Origin of the sequence: Gordonia sp. PP30 (assembly GCF_023100845.1) — a bacterium.
GTDB lineage: Bacteria > Actinomycetota > Actinomycetes > Mycobacteriales > Mycobacteriaceae > Gordonia.
Map to the genome: position 1 here is coordinate 239,051 of NZ_CP095864.1, position 20,088 is coordinate 259,138.

At 71.7% G+C, this 20,088-nt stretch carries 23 protein-coding genes; 17 read left to right on the forward strand and 6 right to left on the reverse strand.

Annotated elements, in window-relative coordinates:
* Positions 1-112 precede the first annotated feature (112 nt).
* A complete protein-coding gene (locus MYK68_RS01070; RefSeq protein ID WP_247865789.1) occupies positions 113-1,423 on the reverse strand; it encodes an oxygenase MpaB family protein in 1,311 nt (436 codons plus the stop codon).
* 78 nt (positions 1,424-1,501) lie between these two features.
* Between MYK68_RS01070 and MYK68_RS01075 the strand changes: the two genes are divergently transcribed.
* Positions 1,502-2,095, forward strand: coding sequence for a TetR/AcrR family transcriptional regulator (locus MYK68_RS01075; protein WP_247865791.1), 594 nt, complete (start codon positions 1,502-1,504; stop codon positions 2,093-2,095).
* 5 nt (positions 2,096-2,100) lie between these two features.
* On the opposite strand, the gene MYK68_RS01080 is transcribed toward MYK68_RS01075, so the two are convergent.
* Positions 2,101-2,994, reverse strand: coding sequence for a LysR family transcriptional regulator (locus MYK68_RS01080; protein WP_247865792.1), 894 nt, complete (start codon positions 2,992-2,994; stop codon positions 2,101-2,103).
* 106 nt (positions 2,995-3,100) lie between these two features.
* On the opposite strand from MYK68_RS01080, the gene MYK68_RS01085 reads away from it, so the two are divergent.
* Complete coding sequence (locus MYK68_RS01085; protein WP_247865794.1) at positions 3,101-4,114, forward strand: YeiH family protein; 1,014 nt, start codon at positions 3,101-3,103, stop codon at positions 4,112-4,114.
* Positions 4,115-4,125: 11 nt separating this feature from the next.
* The gene (locus MYK68_RS01090) at positions 4,126-5,052 is read left to right on the forward strand and encodes a D-isomer specific 2-hydroxyacid dehydrogenase family protein (protein WP_247865796.1); all 927 of its coding nucleotides are present in this window, start codon (positions 4,126-4,128) and stop codon (positions 5,050-5,052) included.
* A gap of 340 nt (positions 5,053-5,392) precedes the next feature.
* Here MYK68_RS01090 and MYK68_RS01095 read toward each other — a convergent pair whose 3' ends face one another.
* The 3 genes from MYK68_RS01095 to MYK68_RS01105 form a co-directional block, all read right to left on the reverse strand.
* The gene (locus tag MYK68_RS01095; protein WP_247865797.1) at positions 5,393-5,815 is read right to left on the reverse strand and encodes a DUF779 domain-containing protein; all 423 of its coding nucleotides are present in this window, start codon (positions 5,813-5,815) and stop codon (positions 5,393-5,395) included.
* 119 nt (positions 5,816-5,934) lie between these two features.
* Entirely contained in the window at positions 5,935-7,458 is a 1,524-nt protein-coding gene (gene exaC / locus MYK68_RS01100; RefSeq protein WP_247865798.1) for an acetaldehyde dehydrogenase ExaC, read from the reverse strand.
* Positions 7,459-7,582: 124 nt separating this feature from the next.
* Complete coding sequence (locus MYK68_RS01105) at positions 7,583-8,845, reverse strand: helix-turn-helix domain-containing protein (protein WP_247865799.1); 1,263 nt, start codon at positions 8,843-8,845, stop codon at positions 7,583-7,585.
* Positions 8,846-8,968: 123 nt separating this feature from the next.
* On the opposite strand from MYK68_RS01105, the gene MYK68_RS01110 reads away from it, so the two are divergent.
* The 7 genes from MYK68_RS01110 to MYK68_RS01140 are packed head-to-tail and all read left to right on the forward strand — an operon-like array spanning position 8,969 to position 12,333.
* Entirely contained in the window at positions 8,969-9,523 is a 555-nt protein-coding gene (locus MYK68_RS01110; protein ID WP_247865800.1) for an Asp23/Gls24 family envelope stress response protein, read from the forward strand.
* The gene (locus tag MYK68_RS01115) at positions 9,523-9,876 is read left to right on the forward strand and encodes an Asp23/Gls24 family envelope stress response protein (protein ID WP_247865801.1); all 354 of its coding nucleotides are present in this window, start codon (positions 9,523-9,525) and stop codon (positions 9,874-9,876) included. Before MYK68_RS01110 ends, MYK68_RS01115 begins: the two co-directional genes overlap by 1 nt.
* Positions 9,873-10,055: a DUF2273 domain-containing protein gene (locus tag MYK68_RS01120; RefSeq protein WP_247865802.1), complete on the forward strand. Its 183-nt coding sequence runs from the start codon at positions 9,873-9,875 to the stop codon at positions 10,053-10,055. Before MYK68_RS01115 ends, MYK68_RS01120 begins: the two co-directional genes overlap by 4 nt.
* Entirely contained in the window at positions 10,048-10,485 is a 438-nt protein-coding gene (locus MYK68_RS01125) for an Asp23/Gls24 family envelope stress response protein (RefSeq protein ID WP_247865803.1), read from the forward strand. Before MYK68_RS01120 ends, MYK68_RS01125 begins: the two co-directional genes overlap by 8 nt.
* Complete coding sequence (locus tag MYK68_RS01130) at positions 10,482-11,039, forward strand: Asp23/Gls24 family envelope stress response protein (RefSeq protein ID WP_247865804.1); 558 nt, start codon at positions 10,482-10,484, stop codon at positions 11,037-11,039. Before MYK68_RS01125 ends, MYK68_RS01130 begins: the two co-directional genes overlap by 4 nt.
* Positions 11,036-11,599, forward strand: a complete 564-nt coding sequence (locus tag MYK68_RS01135) for a hypothetical protein (RefSeq protein WP_247865806.1) — start codon at positions 11,036-11,038, stop codon at positions 11,597-11,599. The genes MYK68_RS01130 and MYK68_RS01135 overlap by 4 nt, the downstream gene beginning before the upstream one ends.
* A 32-nt stretch (positions 11,600-11,631) precedes the next feature.
* Positions 11,632-12,333 (forward strand): LysR substrate-binding domain-containing protein, encoded by a 702-nt coding sequence (locus MYK68_RS01140; RefSeq protein WP_247868145.1) that lies wholly within the window; start codon positions 11,632-11,634, stop codon positions 12,331-12,333.
* Between the two features lie 9 nt (positions 12,334-12,342).
* Here MYK68_RS01140 and MYK68_RS01145 read toward each other — a convergent pair whose 3' ends face one another.
* Entirely contained in the window at positions 12,343-13,344 is a 1,002-nt protein-coding gene (locus tag MYK68_RS01145; protein ID WP_247865807.1) for an esterase/lipase family protein, read from the reverse strand.
* 182 nt (positions 13,345-13,526) lie between these two features.
* Here MYK68_RS01145 and MYK68_RS01150 point away from each other — a divergent pair, with 182 nt between their 5' ends.
* The 7 genes from MYK68_RS01150 (at position 13,527) to MYK68_RS01180 (ending at position 20,079) form a co-directional block, all read left to right on the forward strand.
* The gene (locus MYK68_RS01150; protein WP_247865809.1) at positions 13,527-14,756 is read left to right on the forward strand and encodes a PucR family transcriptional regulator; all 1,230 of its coding nucleotides are present in this window, start codon (positions 13,527-13,529) and stop codon (positions 14,754-14,756) included.
* 93 nt (positions 14,757-14,849) lie between these two features.
* Positions 14,850-15,752, forward strand: coding sequence for an ABC transporter ATP-binding protein (locus MYK68_RS01155; RefSeq protein ID WP_247865810.1), 903 nt, complete (start codon positions 14,850-14,852; stop codon positions 15,750-15,752).
* 104 nt (positions 15,753-15,856) lie between these two features.
* Positions 15,857-16,618 (forward strand): ABC transporter permease, encoded by a 762-nt coding sequence (locus MYK68_RS01160; protein WP_247865812.1) that lies wholly within the window; start codon positions 15,857-15,859, stop codon positions 16,616-16,618.
* 18 nt (positions 16,619-16,636) lie between these two features.
* Positions 16,637-17,731: a sensor histidine kinase gene (locus tag MYK68_RS01165; RefSeq protein ID WP_247865813.1), complete on the forward strand. Its 1,095-nt coding sequence runs from the start codon at positions 16,637-16,639 to the stop codon at positions 17,729-17,731.
* Positions 17,728-18,342, forward strand: coding sequence for a response regulator transcription factor (locus MYK68_RS01170; RefSeq protein ID WP_247865814.1), 615 nt, complete (start codon positions 17,728-17,730; stop codon positions 18,340-18,342). Before MYK68_RS01165 ends, MYK68_RS01170 begins: the two co-directional genes overlap by 4 nt.
* Before the next feature lie 164 nt (positions 18,343-18,506).
* Complete coding sequence (locus MYK68_RS01175; RefSeq protein WP_247865815.1) at positions 18,507-18,848, forward strand: hypothetical protein; 342 nt, start codon at positions 18,507-18,509, stop codon at positions 18,846-18,848.
* Positions 18,849-18,897: 49 nt separating this feature from the next.
* Complete coding sequence (locus MYK68_RS01180) at positions 18,898-20,079, forward strand: acyltransferase family protein (RefSeq protein ID WP_247865816.1); 1,182 nt, start codon at positions 18,898-18,900, stop codon at positions 20,077-20,079.
* Positions 20,080-20,088 lie beyond the last annotated feature (9 nt).

A 20,088-nucleotide genomic window follows, 5' to 3' on the forward strand; every position in this document is an offset into this window, starting at 1 on the left:
GTAAGTCGGCAGGTGCGTGTCGTCTCTGCACGGAGAAGAGAATCTGGCGCGCGAAATTGGGCGCTCCCGCCAAGGTCGCGGCCGGCGCCGCTCGGTTCAGGAGCCGCTCGGTTCAGTGGGCGTATTCGGCGACGTCGCTGGTGTACTTCGGGATGCCGTAGACGTCGAGACGATGACGCACCTGCCGGACCAGGTAGCGATCCACGAGGGGGCGCAGCCGCCGGCGGCGGGCGGCGAGTCCGACCACCAGCACCCGGCCGGCCAGGAACGGGGCGGTGACCGCCACCCGTGCGTAGTCGGCGAACGTCAGGTCGACGCCCATCCGGCGGGCGATGGCGCGGTCGCCGTCGCAGAACGCCTGCGTGAACGCGACCTTGCTGTAGCTGCGCTCCACCGCATCGGCGGCGCGGTCGAACGGGCCGTCGCCCGGCCGCAGGTAGGCGTCCATCGTCGAGCGCACCAGGCGCAGGCAGTCGTCGTCGAACCCGTGCCGGAGGGTGGCGGCGCGGCCGTGGAACATGTCGACGATGCCTTGCGGGGTGGACGGCACCAGTTCCTCGGGCAGGCCCAGGAGGAAGCAGCGGTAGCGCGAGAACTCGACCATCGCGCGTTCGCCGGACGTGAATTCGGTGCGCCCGGAGCGCAACGCCCGCAGCGAGGTCAGATACGGCCCGATCAGCCCGGCCGGGAGCTGATCGGACTGCGGCACCGGGATCCCGTAGACCGCCGGATCCCAGCGGGTGCTCCTGTGCAGGGCGTTGTAGCGCACCATCGAGTGCATCAGGCGCACCATCGCGGCGGCCTGGAAACCCGGGCCGTACCGGTCCAGCGCGCCGGGGAGCGTGGTGACCGCGAAGAAGGCCGTGGTCTCGTTGACACGGTGCGCCGCGCGCGTGCCGGAGAGGGCGCCGGTGATCGTCATCGGCAGTGCCGCATACGAATTGGTGAACGTGGCGATGAACGCGCCGCGCGTGATGAAGGGGGCCAGCAGTCCCGCGCTCAATCGTGCGACGGCCGCGCCGCGCTCCACCAGATCCCGGTCGATCCAGTCGGGCGGCCGCTCCATCTCCCGGATCAGGGCGGCCACCGGTGCCGGGGTGTCCGGGTGGGCGTCGAGCCCGTCGCGGCACACCTGCGCCACCATCGTGACGAGTTCGGACACCCGGTACGACGAGGACAGCGCCGCCACCCGGTCGGCGGTCACGTCGCCCAGCAAGGTGGCCGTGCGCAGCAGGTCGACCAGCGCGGTGTCGGCGAGATACGCGGCACGGTCACCCCGTCGTGCGGGCAGCGCGGACGGGGCCGCCGGGTCGACGGTGAAGCGGTACGGCACGGCGGCGAAGTCGATGCCGCCGTAGACCTCGGGCAGATCGGTGCGCTGGGCGGCCACCCGCTCGGCGAGCGCGGTATGCGGAACGGACATGGCGACTCCCGACTGAACGACCGGCTAAGTAACACAGTGTGAGTTACAGATAACAAGGTGTGAGTTATGGTGTCAACCATGGCTGCGCACGCTGGACGACGCCGGATGAGCGCCGCGGACCGGCGCGAGCAGATCCTCGACGTCGCTCACCGGATCGTCGTCGACGAGGGCTTCACCGCGGCGACACCCACGCGGATCGCCGCCGCCGCCGACGTCCATCGCTCCCTGCTGTATCAGCAGTTCGGCGACGTTCCCGGACTGTTCGTCGCGCTGATCGAGAGGGAGCGATCCCGGGCGGCGCAGCAGTTCGCCGCGGCCGTGGCGGGCGCCGCGGGGCGCGGGGCGGCACGGCTCTCCGCGGTTCTCGCCGCGATGATCGGGGCCGTCGACGACGCGCCCGGCACGTGGCGGCTGTTCCTGGTGCCGCCCGAGGGTGCGCCACCCGAGTATCACGCCCAGCTGGCCGCGTCGCAGGCCGTCGTTCAGCAGTACCTCACCGCGACGCTGGCCGGGCTCGGGCCGGAGCTGGTCCGCGACCCGGAGCTGACCGCCCGCGTGTTGCAGGCGGCCGGCCGCGAGGTGCTGCAGTTCCGGTTGTTTGATCCCGAATCGGCGACCACCGAGCGCCTCCTCGCTTTCGCGGCCCGCGCCGCTACCGCCTTCCCCGGGTGACCCGACTACGAGCCGACGGCCAGCCGCACCAGATCGCCGGGCGGGCCGGTCAGTTCCCGGGGCGGGCGCCAGACGGCGCGCAGCTGCCGACGCACCCGAAGACCGCGGACCGGGAGCGTGCGGACCGCCCCGGTGGCGACCGCGGTCGCGGTGGCGAGGGTGCTCAGCACCGCGGGGCCGATCCCGTCGGCGACGGCCGTGGTGATGGCGGCGCTGCTGCCCAACTCGAGGAGCGGCGCGGCGCGCGCGAAGCCGTCGAGCGCCGAGTCGAGGGTCTCCCGCGTGCCCGACCCGGGTTCGCGGGCCAGCAGGGGAGTGGCCGCGAGCTCGTCGACGGTCACCGGCCGGCGGCGCCGGGCCCACGGATGGTCCGGCGGGACCACCAGCACCAGTTCGTCGGCGGCGACGACGGCGGAGTGCAGGCCCGCCGGGACCGTCGGTGACTCGACGAATCCGACGTCGCAGGCGCCGCCGGTCAGCAGGTCCACGACGCCCGCCGAGTTCTGTACTTGCAGGTGAACCGCGGTCTCCGGGTACTCGGCGGCGAATCGTCCGAGCCAGCGCGGCATCAGATGTTCGGCCACGGTGAGCGAGGCGGCGACGGTCAGTTCCGTGGCGCGTTCACCGCGCAGACCGGCGGCGACGTCGAGGAACTGCTGTGCCCCGGCGAGGGTCTCCCGGGCCCAGTGCACCAGCACGGTCCCCTGGGCGGTGAGCCGGGACCCGCTGGTCGAGCGGGTGAGCAGGGTGACGCCGAGTCGTCGTTCCAGGCGGCCGATCGCGCGGCTGGCGTTCGGCTGCGCCATGCGCAGCTCCCGGGCCGCGGCCGAGAGGCTGCCGCGCTCGTCCACCTCGACCAGCAGCTCCAGCGCCTGAAGGTCGAGTGTGCCGAGAGCCATGCCTCCAGGCTATTCCTCGCGGATATGTCGGGCAATGCACTTCTGATATGGCGCTATGGCGAAGAGGTGGCTTCTGCGCGGCGCCGGCCGGGGCCAGCCTGGAAGCATGACCAGCCGACTCGACCGACCGACGACGATGCGCACCCCTCTGTCCGCGGCCTCACCGTGGCCCGGCCTGGCCGTCTCGGCGGTGGCCGTGGCGGTGGGTTTCGCGGTGCACGCGCTGGTGCCGTTGCTGAGTCCGCCGGTGGTCGCGATCGTGCTCGGCGTGCTGGTGGCGAACCTCCGCCCGCTCGGTCCGCGCTACGCGCCGGGTCTGGCGGTCGCCTCGCGGCGGCTCCTGCGCATCGGGGTCGCTCTGCTCGGTCTGCAACTCGTGGTCGGCGACATCCTCGGTCTCGGTGTGGGCGTGATCGGGCTGATCATCGCGGTGGTGACGCTCAGTATGGCCGCCTGCCTCTGGCTGGGCGGACTCCTCGGGCTGAGTCCCGCGCAGCGGCTGTTGATCGCGGGCGGCACGTCGCTCTGCGGGGCCGCCGCGGTGGTCGCGGTCGACGGCGTGATCGACGCCGACGACGAGGACACCGCGACGGCCGTTGCCATCGTGGTGGTCTTCGGTACGGCGCTGCTCGGCCTGATTCCCCTGAGCGCGGCGGCGCTGCACTTGTCGCAGCGGCAGGCCGGCCTCTGGGCGGGGGCGTCGATCCACGAGGTGGCGCAGGCGGTCGCGGCCGGTGGGCTGATCGGCTCGGGCGCGCTGGCCGTCGCCGTCGTGGTGAAGCTGGGGCGCGTGCTGCTTCTCGCGCCGGTGGTCGCGCTGATCGGGCTGGGCCGGCGACGCCATGCCGCGCCCGGGACGCGGCCGCCCGTCGTGCCGGGCTTCATCGTCGGCTTCGCGGTCTGCGTCGCGATCGCGTCCACCGGGCTGGTGCCGGCGCACGTGCTGGCCCTCGGCAATCCCGTCCAGGTGGCGCTGCTGTCCGCGGCGATGTTCGCGCTCGGGACGGGCGTGCGGGTGAGCGCCCTGCGTGCCGTCGGGCCGCGGCCGTTCGTCCTCGGAGCCCTGGGTTCGGTGTGGATCGCCGGTCTCGGTCTGGCCGGGGCGCTGCTCGTCGCGTAAACCTTTAAGGCATGACCGCGCCCGCCCAGACGCCCCTGCCGGTGGCGATCGAGCCCGCCCACGACCCGCACCTGGTCGACGCCGTGACCTCCGCCGGAGGCGAGATCGTCCCGCTCGAGGAGGCGCGCGTGCTGGTCTGGATCGGCGAGCCGAACGACTTCCCGCCGCTCCCCGACGCGATCGACTGGGTGGCACTCAAGACGGCCGGTATCGAAGGCTTCCGGGCGGCCGGCGTGATCGACGACCGGCGCTGCTGGACCAACGCCTCCGGCTTCTACGCGGCGGGGTGCGCCGAGCACGCCCTCGGACTGCTGCTGGCCGGTATCCGGCAGATCTCCGCCGCCGTGTTCAGTGGACACTGGGACCAGACGCTCCCGCCCAAGGTGCAGACCCTGCGCGGTGCGACGGTGGCGATCATCGGCGCCGGCGGGATCGGCCGGGAACTCACCCCGCGGCTGACCGCGTGCGGCGCCCGGGTGGTCGCGGTCAACCGGTCGGGCACCGCCGTCGAGGGCGCCGACCGCACGCTGCCGGTGACGCAGCTGCGGCAGGTGCTGACCGACGCCGACCACGTGGTGCTCGCGGCCCCGGCGACGGCGCAGACCCGGCACCTCATCAACGACGACACCTTGGCCCTGCTGAAACCGCACAGCTGGATCGTGAACGTGGCCCGCGGCCCGCTGATCGATCAGGAAGCACTCGGCCGCGCGCTGCGCGCCGGCATCATCGCCGGTGCCGCCCTCGACGTCACCGATCCGGAACCGCCCGCCGACGACGACCCGCTCTGGTCGCTGCCGAACCTGATCGTGACCCCGCACATCGCCAACCCGTCGCCCGGCCTCACCCGGGAGATGGCGCCGTGGCTGGCCGAGAACGTGCGTCGCTTCCGGGCCGGCGAGGAGCTGATCTCCGTCGTCGACCCGGCGAGCGACTACTGAGAGCGGAGTCGAGACCACTCGCAAGACACGGGGAATCGGCTCTGGGGCTGTCACAAGCCCGCCCCGCCGCCGCCCGGATCGTGCACAGCCCGTTGAGCCGGCCGGGCCCCCAGGGCCCGGCCGAGTCGAAACGACCCGCCAATCCCGGGGGCGTTTCGACACGCTCCTCGCCCTATCGGGCTCGGATCTGCTCAACGGGCTACGAGGGGGCTCGGAGCGACTCAACGGGCTATGCGGGCCCGATCAGGGCAACGGACCGTGCACAGCCCATTGAGCCGGACGGGCCCCCGGGGCCCGGCCGAGTCGAAACGACCCACGGCCGCGGGTATGCGGGTCTGTGTCAGACGCCCAGTTCGGCGCCGGTCGGCGGCGGCGACGCCGCCAGCAGCGCGTTCTCGTCGTCGGAGAAGGTCCGGGACCGGGACAGGAAGCGCACCCCCTCCGGGGCCTCCAGCGAGAACCCGGCGCCGCGGCCGGGCACCACGTCCAGGATCAGCTGCGTGTGCTTCCACAGCTCGAACTGGTCGCCGTTGATCCAGACCCGCACCAGCGGGAGCGGATCGGGCAGCGCCACCTCGCCGACCAGCACGTCGCGCTGGCCGATCCGGTACTCGCCGACCGGATAGCACATCGGTGCCGAGCCGTCGCAGCAGCCGCCGGACTGGTGGATCATCAGACCGCCGTGCAACTCCGTCAGCTTGGTCAGCAGCGCGACGGCGTCGTCGGTCGCGACCACGCGTTCCGGTGCGGTGTTCTCGCTCATCACTCACTCCCTGATCTCCGCGCAGCCGCGCGGCATAGGTCCCCGCAATGACCATGGTGCGCCCCGAAAGCGGTTCTCGGGGCGCACCATGGATGTTCAGTTCAGCGGATCGCCGGGGCTCAGAAGAAGCCCTTCGGGTCCTGCGCGTAGCCGACCAGCAGGTTCTTGGTCTGCTGGTAGTGCGACAGCATCATCAGGTGGTTCTCGCGGCCGATACCGGAGTTCTTGTAGCCGCCGAACGCCGCGTGCGCCGGGTAGTCGTGGTAGGTGTTGGTCCACACGCGACCGGCCTGGATGTCCCGGCCCGCGCGGTAGGCCACCGTGCCGTTGCGGCTCCACACACCGGCGCCCAGGCCGTAGAGGGTGTCGTTGGCGATACGGATGGCGTCGTCGTAGTCGGAGAAGCTGGTCACCGCGAGCACCGGACCGAAGATCTCCTCCTGGAAGATCCGCATGTCGTTGTTGCCGGCGAAGACGGTCGGCTGGATGTAGTAGCCGCCGGAGAGGTCGCCGCCGAGGTCGATCGGCTCGCCGCCGGTGAGCACCGTGGCGCCCTCCTCCTTGCCGATGGCCAGGTACGACTTGATCTTCTCCCACTGGTCGCTCGACGCCTGCGCGCCCATCATGGTCTCGGTGTCGAGCGGGTTGCCCTGCTTGATCTTCTTGACCCGGTCCACGGCGCGCTCCACGAAGTCGTCGTAGATGCCCTGCTGGACCAGTGCGCGGCTCGGGCAGGTGCAGACCTCGCCCTGGTTGAGCGCGAACATCGCGAAGCCCTCGAGGGCGCGCTGGACGTAGCTGTCGTCCGCGAGGAGCACGTCGTCGAAGAAGATGTTCGGGCTCTTGCCGCCCAGCTCCAGGGTGACCGGGATCAGGTTCTCCGAGGCGTACTGGCTGATCAGGCGGCCGGTGGTGGTCTCACCGGTGAAGGCGATCTTGCGGATCCGGTTGCTCGACGCCAGCGGCTTGCCCGCCTCGACGCCGAAGCCGTTGACGATGTTGACGACACCGGCCGGGATCACCTCGTTGATGAGGCTCATCACGTACAGGATCGAGACGGGGGTCTGCTCGGCCGGCTTGAGGACCACGCAGTTGCCGGCGGCGAGGGCCGGGGCCAGCTTCCAGACGGCCATCAGGATCGGGAAGTTCCACGGGATAATCTGGCCGACGACGCCCAGCGGCTCGTGGAAGTGGTAGGCGACGGTGTTCTCGTCGATCTCCGAGATGCCGCCTTCCTGGGCGCGGATCACACCCGCGTAGTAGCGGAAGTGGTCGATCGCGAGCGGGATGTCGGCGGCGAGGGTCTCGCGGATCGCCTTGCCGTTCTCCCAGCTCTCGGCGAGCGCGATCTTCTCCAGGTTCGCCTCCATGATGTCGGCGATCTTGAGGAGCATCATCGAGCGCTCGGCGACGGCGGTCTTGCCCCACGCCGGTGCGGCGGCCCAGGCGGCGTCGAGCGCGAGGTCGATGTCCTCGGCGGTGGAGCGGGCCACCTCGCAGAAGGTCTTCCCGTCGATGGGCGACGGGTTCTCGAAGTACTGACCCTTGACCGGCGGGACCCACTGGCCGCCGATCCAATTGTCGTATCGGGTCTCGAAGCTCATCAGCGAGCCTTCGGAACCGGGCTTGGCGAATACCGTCATCGGAACTCCTCGTGTGCGGCGGGGGATTGTCGTTCAGGTCACCCCGTGGTGATCTGTTACACACGGTAGGCCAGCTGTGGTTGCAGTCACGTTGCATCGGAATGCGCAACGTTGCCGCGGCAGGTCAGCCGATGCCGAAGCGCCGGTCGAGGAGCCGGATCCGGCCGACGGCGATCGCCCGATCGGGGTGTCCCGGCGGCAGCACCGCGGCCAGCCGCTGCCACGCGGCGGTGTCGTCGCGGCCGTGCGGCGACGACGTCCACGCGCTCAGGGCCCGCGGATCGGCGGCGCTCAGAATGCCCGACCGCAGGTCCTCCCGGAGCTCTTCGAAGAGTTCGACGACGCCGGGCGCGTTCGACTCGGCGAGCAGGCCGCCGCGGCCGAGGGCGGCCACCGCCTGCACCAGGGAGCCGCCGCGCAGCAGCCGCCGGACGTCGTCCACATCGGATTCGACCTCGACGGTGAGGCGGTACGGGCGGGCGGCGATCAGGTCGCCGAGGTCGCGGCGCAGCCGGGAGATCTCCGCGCGGACGGTCACCGCACCGAGGTCGCCGTCCGACAGCAGCATCGCCAGCTGGTCGGTGTTCAGACCCTCGGGGTGGCTGCTGAGGAGCAGCAGGATCTCCGCGTGCCGGGGACTGAGCGACGCGGTGACGCCGTCCGCGGCGGTCCAGCGTGGCGCGCCGAGCACGGTGAGCCGGCTGATCGTCGCGCCGCGGGTGCGGGGGACGGCGGGCGCGGCGAGATCGACCGCGCGCGAGCCCAGCTCGCGTTCCACCGCGGCGACGACCGAGCGGACCGCGGCGAGCGCGAACGGTGCCGCGGCCGCCGAGCCGCCGGTGACGTCGATGGCGCCGAGCAGATCGCCGGTGAGCGGGTCGTGCACGGGCGCCGCGGCGCAGTTCCACTCCTGCACGGAGCTCGCGAAGTGCTCGGGCCCGCGGATCTGCACGCCGCGGTCGACGGCCAGCGCCAGCCCGGGTGCGTTGGTGCCGACGGTGTCCTCGCTCCACACCGCGCCCTCGACGAAGTTGATGGCGGCGGCGCTGTCCCGGGCCGAGAAGTCGCCCTCCACCCAGAGCAGCCGTCCCTCGTGATCGGTGAGGGCCACCACCACCCCGGCGTCGGCGATGTCGTCGAGCATCAGGGACTGCACGAGGGGACGCATGGAGGTCAGCGGGTGGGCCGCCCGGTAGGCCTCGAAGTCGTCGGCCGACAGGTCACGGGCCGGGGGCGCCGGATCCGCCGCGGACGGGTCGATGCCGCGGGCCACCGACCGCAGCCAGGAGTCGCGGACCACCGAGCGCACCGCTTCGGCGGGCAGATCGGCACCGGAGAGGAGCCGTTCGTAGGCACGCCGAATGTGTGTCATCGCAGCGTCGGCCATGACGCCTCCTGACCACTCGGAACCCGGTTCGTGCCTTCGATTCTGCATGGGGACTGTGACGTCGGCAATAATCGGGGATACGGACCCGGCGGTAGGCGCGGGGTGCGAGAAGGAGAGGGATTGATGTCCGAGCACACCGACGAGGCCACCGAAGCGATCTCCGACGCGGCGGCCGGCGACCCGGCCGCGGACTCGGCGCAGCCGGCCGAGAAGCCGGCCGGGGCCGAGCCGACCACCACCCGCGCGCACCAGCACAAGGAAGTGGCGCGCCGGGATCGCGGTGACGACCGCGGCCGCACCGTCATCGCCGACACCGTGGTCGCGAAGATCGCGGGCATCGCGACCCGCGAGATCGGCGGCGTCTACGACCTCGGCGGGGCCGGGGAACGGATGGTCGGCAAGGTGCGCGACGTGATCCCGGGAACGTCGTCCAGCGTGACGCAGGGCATCAACGTCGAGGTCGGCGAGAAGCAGGCGGCGGTCGACGTGCAGATCATCGCCGAGTACGGCGTCGCCATCCACCAGCTTGCGAACGCGATCCGGCGCAACGTGGTCGCCGCCATCGAGGGCATGACGGGGCTGGAGGTGACCGAGGTCAACGTGGCGGTGCACGACGTGCACCTCCCGGACTCCGGCTCCGCCGCCGACGACCCCGCGCAACCGCCGCGCGTGCAGTGATGAGCGGGCCGGGGCCGGCCGACGGGATCGGGGGGACCGATCCCGTCGGTGAACTCGCGGCGCGGATCGCCGAGGCGGTCCGCGCGGTGCCGGGCGTCGCCGGTCTCTCCGGCGGGTCGTACGGAACGATCGCCACGTACCTGCCCGGCCGTCGGGTGGTCGGCGTGCGGCTGGGCGCCGACGAGGGCGAGGTCGCGGTGATCGCGTCGCTCGGCCATCCGCTGGCCGAGCTGGCCGACCGGATCCGCGCGGCCGCCTCGTCGATCACCGGTCTCCCGATCGACGTGCTGATCGCCGACCTCGATACCCCACCGGACCCGGATTCCGGGCGTAGAGAAAGTGAGCGAGCATGAACAACTTCGCGACCATCGGGCTCCTCGCGGGCCTGCTTCTGGCGCTGTGCGCGACCACCGGTGGCCTGGTGGGTTTCCTGATCGGCGTGGTGCTCGGCGGCATCGGGCTGATCCTGGGGCTGCATCGGGACGGCAGCATCGACCTGACCGCCGTGGTGCGGAGCCGTAACCGTGGCTGACCTGCCGGATACGGACGCCGCACCACCCGCGGAGGCGGAACCGGCCGAGACGCCCGAGCCGCCGGGTGCGCTGACCATCGCCGACCGGGTCGGCCGCGTCATCGCCGAGCGGGCCGCGCTGGGCGTCGACGACGTCGTCGCGTACAGCACCGGCGTCGGATCGCTGGCCGGGGGCAACGCCGCCGTGCGTGCGATGGTCGGCGGGTCGTACCCGCGCGCGCAGATCGACATGGGCGTCGCCTCGCCGCGCCTGTCGATCGAGGTCGCGCTCGCCTGGCCGTCGCCGGTGACGCAGGTGTGCCGGCGGCTGCGGACCCACCTGACCGAGGAACTGACGCGTCTCACCGGGGTGACGCCCGCCGCCGTGGACGTCGCGGTGGCGGCGCTGGTGGCGCGCACCTCGGCCGAGCCGGGGGAGACGGTGCTGTGAGCCGCGACGACAGCACGCGGGTGCGGACGCCGGCGGCACTGCCGGCCGCGGCGCTCGCCGGAGCCGGTCTCGGGCTGGTGCTGCTGGTGCTGGCCGGCATCGCGATCCGGGATCTGATCGTCCGGGCCGGCTGGATCAGCGGCGACGAATGGCTGCGCGGGGCCACCGATTGGGGCACGCGGACCGGGTGGCAGGCGTGGATGTGGGCGCTGGTGGTGGCGCTGCTGGTCGCCGGGCTGGGACTCCTGTGGCTCGCGGTCAAGCCGCGCAAGCATCGCTACGTGGCGGTCGGTCACCAGGGTCCGCGCACGACCACCTGGACCCGGCCCCTCGACGTGGCACGACGCTGCAGCTCCGCGGTCGGCGAACTGGCGGGCGTGGACGCGGTCAGCACCGTGTACGGACGACGGAAGGTGGTCGTCGTGATCACCGCGGCCGAGGGCGTGATCGACACCGGGGCCGTCGCGCAGACGGTCACCGAGGTGGTGGAGCCGCTCACCGGGCACGCGCCCAAGGTGAAGGTCCGCGTGCGCGGCGGAAGGAGTGCCCGATGAACCGGTTGCCCGCGGCGTGGAACCGACTCTCCGTCGGCCTGGTGGGGCTGTTGCTGGTCGTGGTCGGGCTGGCGCTGCTGTTCTCGCAGGTCACCATCCATCCGCTGTCCGACTGGGACGAGCGCATCGACTCCGATGCCATCGACCGCGCCGCCCATCAGGACTGGTGGACGTGGGTGCTGGTCGGCATCGTGGCGCTCGCCGTGCTGTGGGGGTTCCGGCTGCTCGCGACGCTGATCCGCCCGCAGGCCGTGGAGCGCCTGGTTCTGGACGGCAGCGAGGAGGGCGGCCGCATGACCATCCCGCCGGGACTCATCGCGTCCGCCGTGTCCGACGACCTCAAGGCCGATCCGCTGTTCGAGGACGTCTCCGTCAAGGCGCTCGACGACCGCGGCGCCAAACTGATCCGGATCGTCGTGACCGCGCCCGCGCATCGCACGTACGACGAGGTCTCCGCCGCGCTGGCGGTGGCCACGGAGCAGATCGAGGCCGCCGTCGGCGACACCGAGCTGCACGTGCAGACCATGGTCCAGTTCGCGCCGCCGCGGCGAGCCCGGTGAGCACCTTCCGGCTCGCCTACGTCCCGGGCGTGATGCCGGCCAAGTGGGTGCGGACGTTCGCCGAGCGCCGGCCGGGCGTCGACGTGGAGCTGGTGGCCTGCCCGGCGGGCGAAGCCGCGCTGCGCGTGCGTTCCGGCGCCGTCGACGCCGCCCTGGCCCGCCCGGCCGCCGCCGGGGAGGACGGGCTGGCGGTGATCCGGGTCTATGACGAGGTGCCGGTCGTCGTCGTGCCGAAAGAGCATCTGCTGACCGCGGCCGACGAGCTGACCTGTGCGGATCTGGACGGGGAGTGGTTGCTGCGACCGGAGGACGACGTCCTCGACTGGGCCGATCGCCCGGGGGAGACCCTGGATTTCCGGCCGGAGTCCACCGCCGATGCGGTCGGGCTGGTGGCCGAGGAGATGGGCCTGCTGGTGGTGCCGATGTCGCTGGCGCGGCTGCATCACCGTCGCGATCTCACGTACCGTCCGCTGGCCGACGGGCCCGCCTCGCCGGTCGGGCTGCTCTGGCGGGAGCCGACGAGCGAGCTGGTGGACGAGTTCATCGGCGTCGTGCGGGGGCGCCGTGCCGGATCGTCGCGCGGACAGAGCGAGCCGGCGCCCAAGCGGTCGGCCAAGGAGAAGGCGGCGGCACGTCGTGCGGCGAAGGAGGCCGCGGGCACCATCCCACCGCGCAAGGCCGCCGGGAATCGGAAGCCGAACGCCCGCCGGGCCTCTCGGCGCGGCGGGCGGTGAGCGGACCGGTCAGAAGCTGAAGGCCCAGACGTTCGGGGCGCAGACGAGCTTCGGGTAGGTCTTCGGGTCGAGGGCGCGCAGGGCGATCGACATGGCGCGCGAGGAATAGACCATCGAGAGGTGGTCGGAGGTGTCCGCCTCGCAGCCGTGCTGCAGCACGATGTTCTGCACGCCGCCGCCCCTGATGAAGGCGCTGTCGAACGGGGTCACCACCTCGTCGTACTCGGTGGCGACCGACGTGTACTCGATGCCGGGGTAGGTCATCCGCCCGGCGTTGACGGCCTTGACCGCGGGTGAGCCGACGGCCTGGTCGATCGGGCCCGCACCGTACAGCCAGGAGTAGAACTCCATCACCGGCAGGCCGAGGTCGTCGATGGCGCGGCCGAAGGCGGCGAGGCCGTCGAGCGTGGTGCCGTGGTTGGGTGTGCCGAACATGATCAGCTTGCCGACCTTGTTCTTCGCCGGGTCGGTGCGATCGGCGCCGCCGCCGAACTTGATCCAGTGGCGGGCGACCAGGCCGCCCTGCGAATGGGCGATGATGTCGACCTTGTCCGAGCCGGTGGCCTTGCGGACACGGTCGATGTACGCACCGAGCTGTTCGGACGACCGGCGGATGGAGGCCGCCCCCTGCACGCCGGGCATGACGATGGCGACGCCGCCCTTGTCGAGCAGGTCGGTGCGGCCGTAGTTCGGCGCGAAGACGCAGTAGCCGGCCTTCTTCAGGACGGGCGAGAACGCCGCCCAGTTGTCGTAGGCGTTCTCGTAGGTGCCGTGCACCAGGACCACCGGGTTCCGGCCGTCCTTCGGCTTGCAGTGAAAGTCGTTGGCGCCCTTGGGGGCGGCGTTCGGGTTCAGCTGGCCGTAGGCGTAGCCGGACCAGAATCCGGACGACGCCGGGCCCTCGCCCACGGTGTTCGGGATCGGGGGCAACGTGGTTCCCGACACCCGTGTGTCGACGCGCGGAGCCTGGGCGCCGGGCCGGGCGTCCGCGTTCGCGGCGGTGGCGGTCAAGGCCGCGGCGGTCAGCAGTACGCCGCCGATTCTGTGCGCTAGACGCAAGGCTGTTTCTCCCCTGGACTTGACCTACGGCGACGTAGCCGTAGGTTACTAACTGGTAACACGACCGGTTCGGCCGACTATGAACACCGTAGGCAGGGGCATTCGCCCAGGTCGCTCTACTGAGGAGAGAACAATTGCCGGATCCTTCGTCGCCGGAGACAAACGCGAATCTGGTCCAGCGTCTGCTCGCCGATTGGCCGGATCTGTCGGGCGAACTGCTCACCGAGGGCCTCGGCGCCTACGCCCCGGCGGGCGTTTCGGACGACCACTACGACGAGTTGCGGCCGGCGATCGCGGGTACCGGCTACGCCGTGCTGACCGCCCTGGCGGCCGGGCAGGTGCCGAGTCACGACGAGATCCGCGGGTTCGTCGGACCGGTCGCCCGCCAGCACGCCGAGGAGCGGCTCCCGCTGCCGGTGCTGATGACCGCGATCCACGCTTCGGCGCAGGTACTGCTGGCGCACGCCGCGGCGACCGCGCGTCCGGACGAGACGTCCGAGCTGGTCGCGGTCGGCTCGCGTCTGCTGCAGGTGCTGACCTCGATCAATCTGGTGGTCGTCGACGCCTACCTGGCAGACTCCCCGCTCGACTCCGAACGCGAGGCGCGGCGTGAGTTGTGCGATGCCCTGGTCCACGGCCGGCCCGCCGCGGGCCTGGCGGCGCGCGCCGACACCGTCGTCGCCGACCGGTACCTGGTGGTGACGGTGCTGCTCGACGTCGACCCGGAGGTCGCGCCCCCGAACATGGTGCTGCACCGGCGTAAACGGGTGTTGCAGAACGCCCTCGACGAGCTGACCACGGACATCACCCCGGCCCGTTTCGACGGGGTGGAAGGGGTCGCCCTGATCGCCGGAACGGTCGCCGAATCGGACGCGGCGAGCCCGCGCTGTGCGGAGCTGGCGGCCGGCCTCACCGAAGAATTCGGGGTCGGCGTCTACCTGGCGTTCCTGGAAGACGTTCCGGTCGGCGAGATCCCGAAGGCCGCGGTCGACGCCGCCGAGCTGGGCCGGCTGGCCAAGGGGCTGAACCGGGGACCGGGGGCGTACCGCATCGATCAGTTGCTGCTGGAGTTCCAGGTGACCCGGCCCAGCCCCGCGCGGGACCGGCTCGCCGAGCGGGTGGAACCGCTCTTCGACCAGCCGCATCTGCTGGAGGCGCTGCACTCGCACCTGCAATTCGGTGCGGACCGCAAGTCGGCCGCCGCGCAGGTGCACGTGCACCCGAACACGTACACCTATCGGTTGCGGCGGATCCACGAGCTCACCGGGCTCGATCCGACGAAGCCGCGCGAGTCCCGGATGCTCGCCGCGGCGCTGATGGTCGCCGGGAAGTGGGACGGGCTGGCATCCGACGCCCGGCTCTGACCCGCAGCGCCCCGCGAGTCCATGACAGACGTCACGGCGGAAAGGTGACATCCGCTCTGGGATCGGCTCGCGCCGCGGCGGGATCGTAGAGGCATGAACCAGACAGCACTCGCACTCAGCCTCGACGGAATCACCAAGCGTTTCGGCGACGTCACCGCGGTCGACCGCGTGGACCTGCGCGTCGCCCCCGGCGAGGTGGTCGCCTTCCTCGGTCCCAACGGCGCAGGCAAGACCACCACCCTCGACATGGTGCTGGGCCTCTCCCAGCCGGATTCGGGTCGCCTGGAGGTGTTCGGCCTGCCGCCGCGCCGGGCCGCTCGCGCCGGCCGGATCGCCGCGGTGCTACAGACCGGCGGCCTGCTCGAAGACTTCACCGTGCTGGAGACCGTCCGCGTCATCGCCTCCCTGCACCGCCGCGACGACGAGGTCGACGCCGTGCTGGCCCGCGCCGGGCTGGTGGAGATCGCCGACCGCAAGGTGTCGCGGTGCTCCGGCGGCGAGCAGCAGCGCCTCAAGTTCGCGCTCGCCCTGCTCCCCGACCCGGACCTGATCGTGCTCGACGAGCCGACCGCCGGCATGGACGTCGAGTCCCGGCGCGCCTTCTGGGCCACCATGCGGGCCGACGCCGGCGCCGGACGCACCGTCGTCTTCGCCACCCACTACCTGGAGGAGGCCGACGCGTTCGCGGACCGCATCGTGATGATCGCCGGTGGGCGGGTGGTGGCCGACGGCAGCACCGCGCAGATCCGCGCCCGGGCCGGGCGGCGCGTCGTGTCCGCCGTCGTCGGCGACCAGTGGCTCACGCCGCTGCGTGCCGAACTGCCCGGAGTGGACGTCGTCGAACATCGCGGCGGCCGGCTGTACCTGGCCGCCGCCGACTCCGACGAGCTGGTCCGGTACTTGCTGACCCGCACCGACGCGCACGACGTCGAGGTCGCCGGCGCGAACCTCGAAGATGCCTTCGTCGCCCTGACTTCGTCATCCCACTCCGGCTGAGCCCACCCACGACGGTCGAGCCCTGTTCCGCCGGCTGAACCGGTGCGTTGAACTCCGTGACGAACCGTGTCGAAGCCCACCCCCATCGAAGAGGAATCACCCCCATGACCACCATCGCCGCCATCGCACCCACCTACTACCGATACGACGTCCGCCGGGTCCTCCGGAACCGGCGCGCCATGATCTTCACCGTCGTCATGCCAGCCCTGCTGTATCTCGTGTTCGGCGCGACCCAATCGCGTTCCGGCACTGTCGGTTCCGGCAATGTCGCGTTCTACGTCCTGGTCGGCATGGCCCTGTACGGCGCGGTGCTCGCGGCGACCACGAATGCCGCCGCGATCTCCCTGGAACAGCTCGCCGGGTGGACACGCACCCTGGCGATGACCCCGCTGCGTCCGTCCGGGTACGTCGCGACCAAGGTGGCCGTCGCCCTGACGATGGCCGCGTTGCCGGTCGGCGTGCTGGTGATCGCCGGGATCGCGACCGGCGCCCACGCCCCGGTCTGGGTCTGGATCGCGTGCCTGGCGATCGCCCTGGCCGGCGCCGGGATCTTCGCGGCCTTCGGCCTGGCCGTCGGCAGCGCCCTCGCCTCGGAGGGCGCCATGCAGGTGCTCGGCGGCGTGCTGGCACTGCTGGCCTTCGCGGGCAACGTCTTCGTGCCGCTGAAGGGCACCATGCTGACGATCGCGCAGTTCACCCCGATGTTCGGCGTGACGACGCTGGCCCGCTACCCGCTCGACCGCGGCGTCACCGTGTACGGCGAGCACATCGCCCTGTGGATTCCGGTGGTCAACACCGCCGCGTGGGCCGCGATCTTCGCCGCCGCAGCCGTGTTCTTCTACACTCGCAGCACCGCCCGACGCTGACTCCAGTCGAAGGAACCGATGACCACCGCCACCCCGAACAGCCGGCGCGACCTGCGCTGGCTGTTCGGCGCCGTCTGGCTGCTGTTCCTCGGCTATCCGATCGCCACCCTGGTGACCGAGCCCATGCCGCTCGCCGAGCGGCTGGCGGGTGCGGCGCTGCTGGTCGCGTTCATCGTCGTCTACGTGTGGTTCTGCCGGAACGCCATGTTCCAGACCGAGCCCGGATGGCGGCCCGCCCTGGCGGCCACCGCCGTCCTGGTCCTGCTGACCGCGGCGCTGCTCCCGATCCTCGGGCCCGACGCGGTCGGGCTGGCGCCGTATCTGATCGTGGCCGCCGCGTTCAGTCTCCCATCGCCCTGGCGGCTGGTCGCGATGGTCGCGATTCTGGCCGCCGCCGTGGTGATCCCGGAGGTGGCGGGGTGGCACGTCGATCTCGGGGTGATCGCGATCATCGCCGCGATCGGGCTGTCGATGCTGGCCGGGCAGGAGATGCGGGCCCGTGAGGCCGAGCGGGAGCGCGCCGAACAGCGGCAGCGGGTGCTGCAGTCGGAGTTGGCGGTGATCGCCGAGCGGGAACGGGTCGCGCGCGACGTGCACGACATCCTCGGTCACTCGCTCACCGTGATCAGCGTGAAGACCGAACTGGCGGGCCGGCTGATCGACCTCGATCCCGAACGCGCCAAGACCGAACTCGCCGAGGTGAACGCCCTGGCGCGGGAGGCGCTCGCCGAGGTCCGTTCGACGGTCGGTGATCTGCGGTCGCCGCAGTTGCCGAGTGTGCTGGCCGCCGCCGAGAGCGCCCTCACCGCCGCCGGTATCGACGCGGTGCTGCCCGATCCCGGTGTCGCCGATCCCGCGATCGCGGGTCTCTTCGCCTGGGTGGTGCGCGAGGCGGTGACCAACGTCGTCCGGCACAGCGGTGCCACGCGCTGCGTGGTGGGGCTGTCCGCCTTCCGGATCACCGTGTGCGACAACGGATCCGGGTTCAGCTGTGGCTCCGGCAACGGGCTGTCCGGGCTGGCCGAGCGGGTGAGCGACGCGGGCGGGCGGTTCGACGTCGAGTCGGGCCCGGACGGCACGACGCTGATCGCCGACATGGAGGAGACCCGGTGACGGACGAGATCCGGTTGTTGATCGCCGACGATCAGGCGCTGGTCCGGGGCGCTCTGGCGGCGCTGCTCGACCTGGAGCCGGACCTGCGGGTGGTCGCTCAGGTGGGCCGGGGTGACGAGGTGGTCGACGCGGCCCGCGCCGGTGGCGCCGACGTGTGCCTGCTCGACATCGAGATGCCCGGCGCCGACGGCATCGAGGTGGCCGAGCGGCTGCGTGACCAGTTGCCCGGGGTGCACAGCCTGATCGTGACCACCTTCGGCCGGCCCGGCTACCTGCGGCGCGCGATGGCCGCCGGGGCGTCGGGCTTCGTCGTGAAGGACACTCCCGCGGCGCAACTCGCCGATGCCGTCCGCCGGGTCCACGCGGGCCTGCGTGTCGTCGACCCGACGCTCGCCACCGAGTCTCTGACCAGCGGAGAGAACCCGCTGACCCCGCGCGAGATCGACATCCTCCGGGTAGCCCGCACCGGGGCGACCGTCGCCGCGATCGCCGCCGAGGTGCACCTCTCGGGCGGCACGGTGCGCAATCACCTGTCGTCGGCGATCGGCAAGACCGGCGCCACCACCCGCGCCGAGGCCGCCCGCATCGCCGAAGACCGCGGCTGGATCTGACCCGCGGGGGGCCGACCGCGCCGGAGTGAGCTGTCGCGGATCGTGCCGCGGCGAAAATCTGTCGCGGATTCGCCGACGGATCCGGCAGAATCCGCGACATCCATGGCACACCGACACGATCCGCGACGGATTCCAGCCGAACAGGAGGCAGCGAGGTGACCATCGTGCTGAGTTCTACCCAGAGAGCCGCCCTGGTCTTCCTGGCCGAACGACAAGCGGACGAGCCGCTGCGGCGGCAGATCGCAGGACTCGAGGCCGTCGGCGGAACGGCGACGATGGCGACCTTGCGCCTCCGCGACGGATCACCGCGCTCCTCGATTCCCGACGGTCCGGCGCCGGTGATCATCCCGGTGATCGATGATTCCGGGGACGTGGCCGGGGAATTGATCCTCTGGGTGCTCGACGGGTTCGCCGATCTGGTGGAGCAGACCTGGTACGGCGACGAGCCGCCGACGCGGCTCCCGGACCGCGACCAGGTGAGAACGTACGCCGAATCGGAGCTTTGACGGCGGGCGGCCGGTCGTGCCGGCCCACAGCACCCGTCATGATGGACGGGTGACTGCATCGCGCTCGGCGTCGTTGACCGGCATCCGGGCGGTGGCGGCGCTGTCGGTCTGCCTCACCCACGCGGCGTTCTGGACGGGGCGGTACACCGACGACGTCGTCGGGCGGCTCTTCGCGCGCTTCGAGTTCGGCGTCGCGATCTTCTTCGTGCTGTCGGGATACCTGCTGTTCCGGCCGTGGGTGCGGGAACTGCGGACCGGTGAACGGTCTCGCTCGACCGGGGTGACGCGATACGCGTGGCACCGGTTTCGCCGGGTGGTGCCGCCGTACTGGGTGGTCGTGATCGCGGTCTACCTGATCTACCTGGTGCGCGACGACCCCGGGGGCACCGGGCACGGCTGGGGGAGCTTCCTGCGGAACATGACGTTCACCCAGGTCTACGGCTACGGGCACCTGCACACCGGGCTCACCCAGATGTGGAGCATGTGCGCGGAGGTCGCGTTCTACGTCGTCCTGCCGCTGATCGCGTGGCCGCTGGCCGCGCTGGTCTGCCACCGCCGGTGGCGCCCGGATCTGCTGCTGGTCTGGCTGTGCGGCCTCGCGCTGATCTCACCGGTGTTCACCGTCGTCGTCCACGGCCTGCCCGACGCCAACCCGACCATGCGCCTGTGGCCGCCGGCGTTCGCGAGCTGGTTCCTCGGCGGCATGGCGCTGGCGGTCGTCACCGAGCTGGTCACCCGCTGGCCGTGGCAGGTCTCCGTGCCGATCGGACTTCTCGCCTTCCTCGCGTCGGCGGGGTCGTACGCGGGCGGGCCGACCATCATCCCCGACGACGCCGGGCAGACCATCGTCAAGCATCTCCTCTACCTGGTGGCCGCGCTCGCGCTGATCGGGCCGCTCGCCGCCGGGCACGACCCGCGGGCGCCCCTCGGCACGGACGACGAGGTGCCGCCCGACCCGTGGCGCCGCGCCCTCGGGTGGAGGCCGGTGGTCTGGTTCGGCGAGATTTCGTACGAGTTCTTCCTGGTGCACGTGATGGTGCTGGAATTCGTGATGGGCTGGCTCGGCTTCCGCACCTTCACCGGCTCGACGGCGGCGGCGTTCGCGGTGACCGTCGTCGTCGCCACCCCCGTCGCCTGGCTGTTGCACTGGATCACCGGAACGCCCGCGCAGCGCCAGCGGGCCCGGCTGTGGCCCGTTTCTCCTGGCCACGCCGCCGCGACCCGCCGGTAGAATGACCTC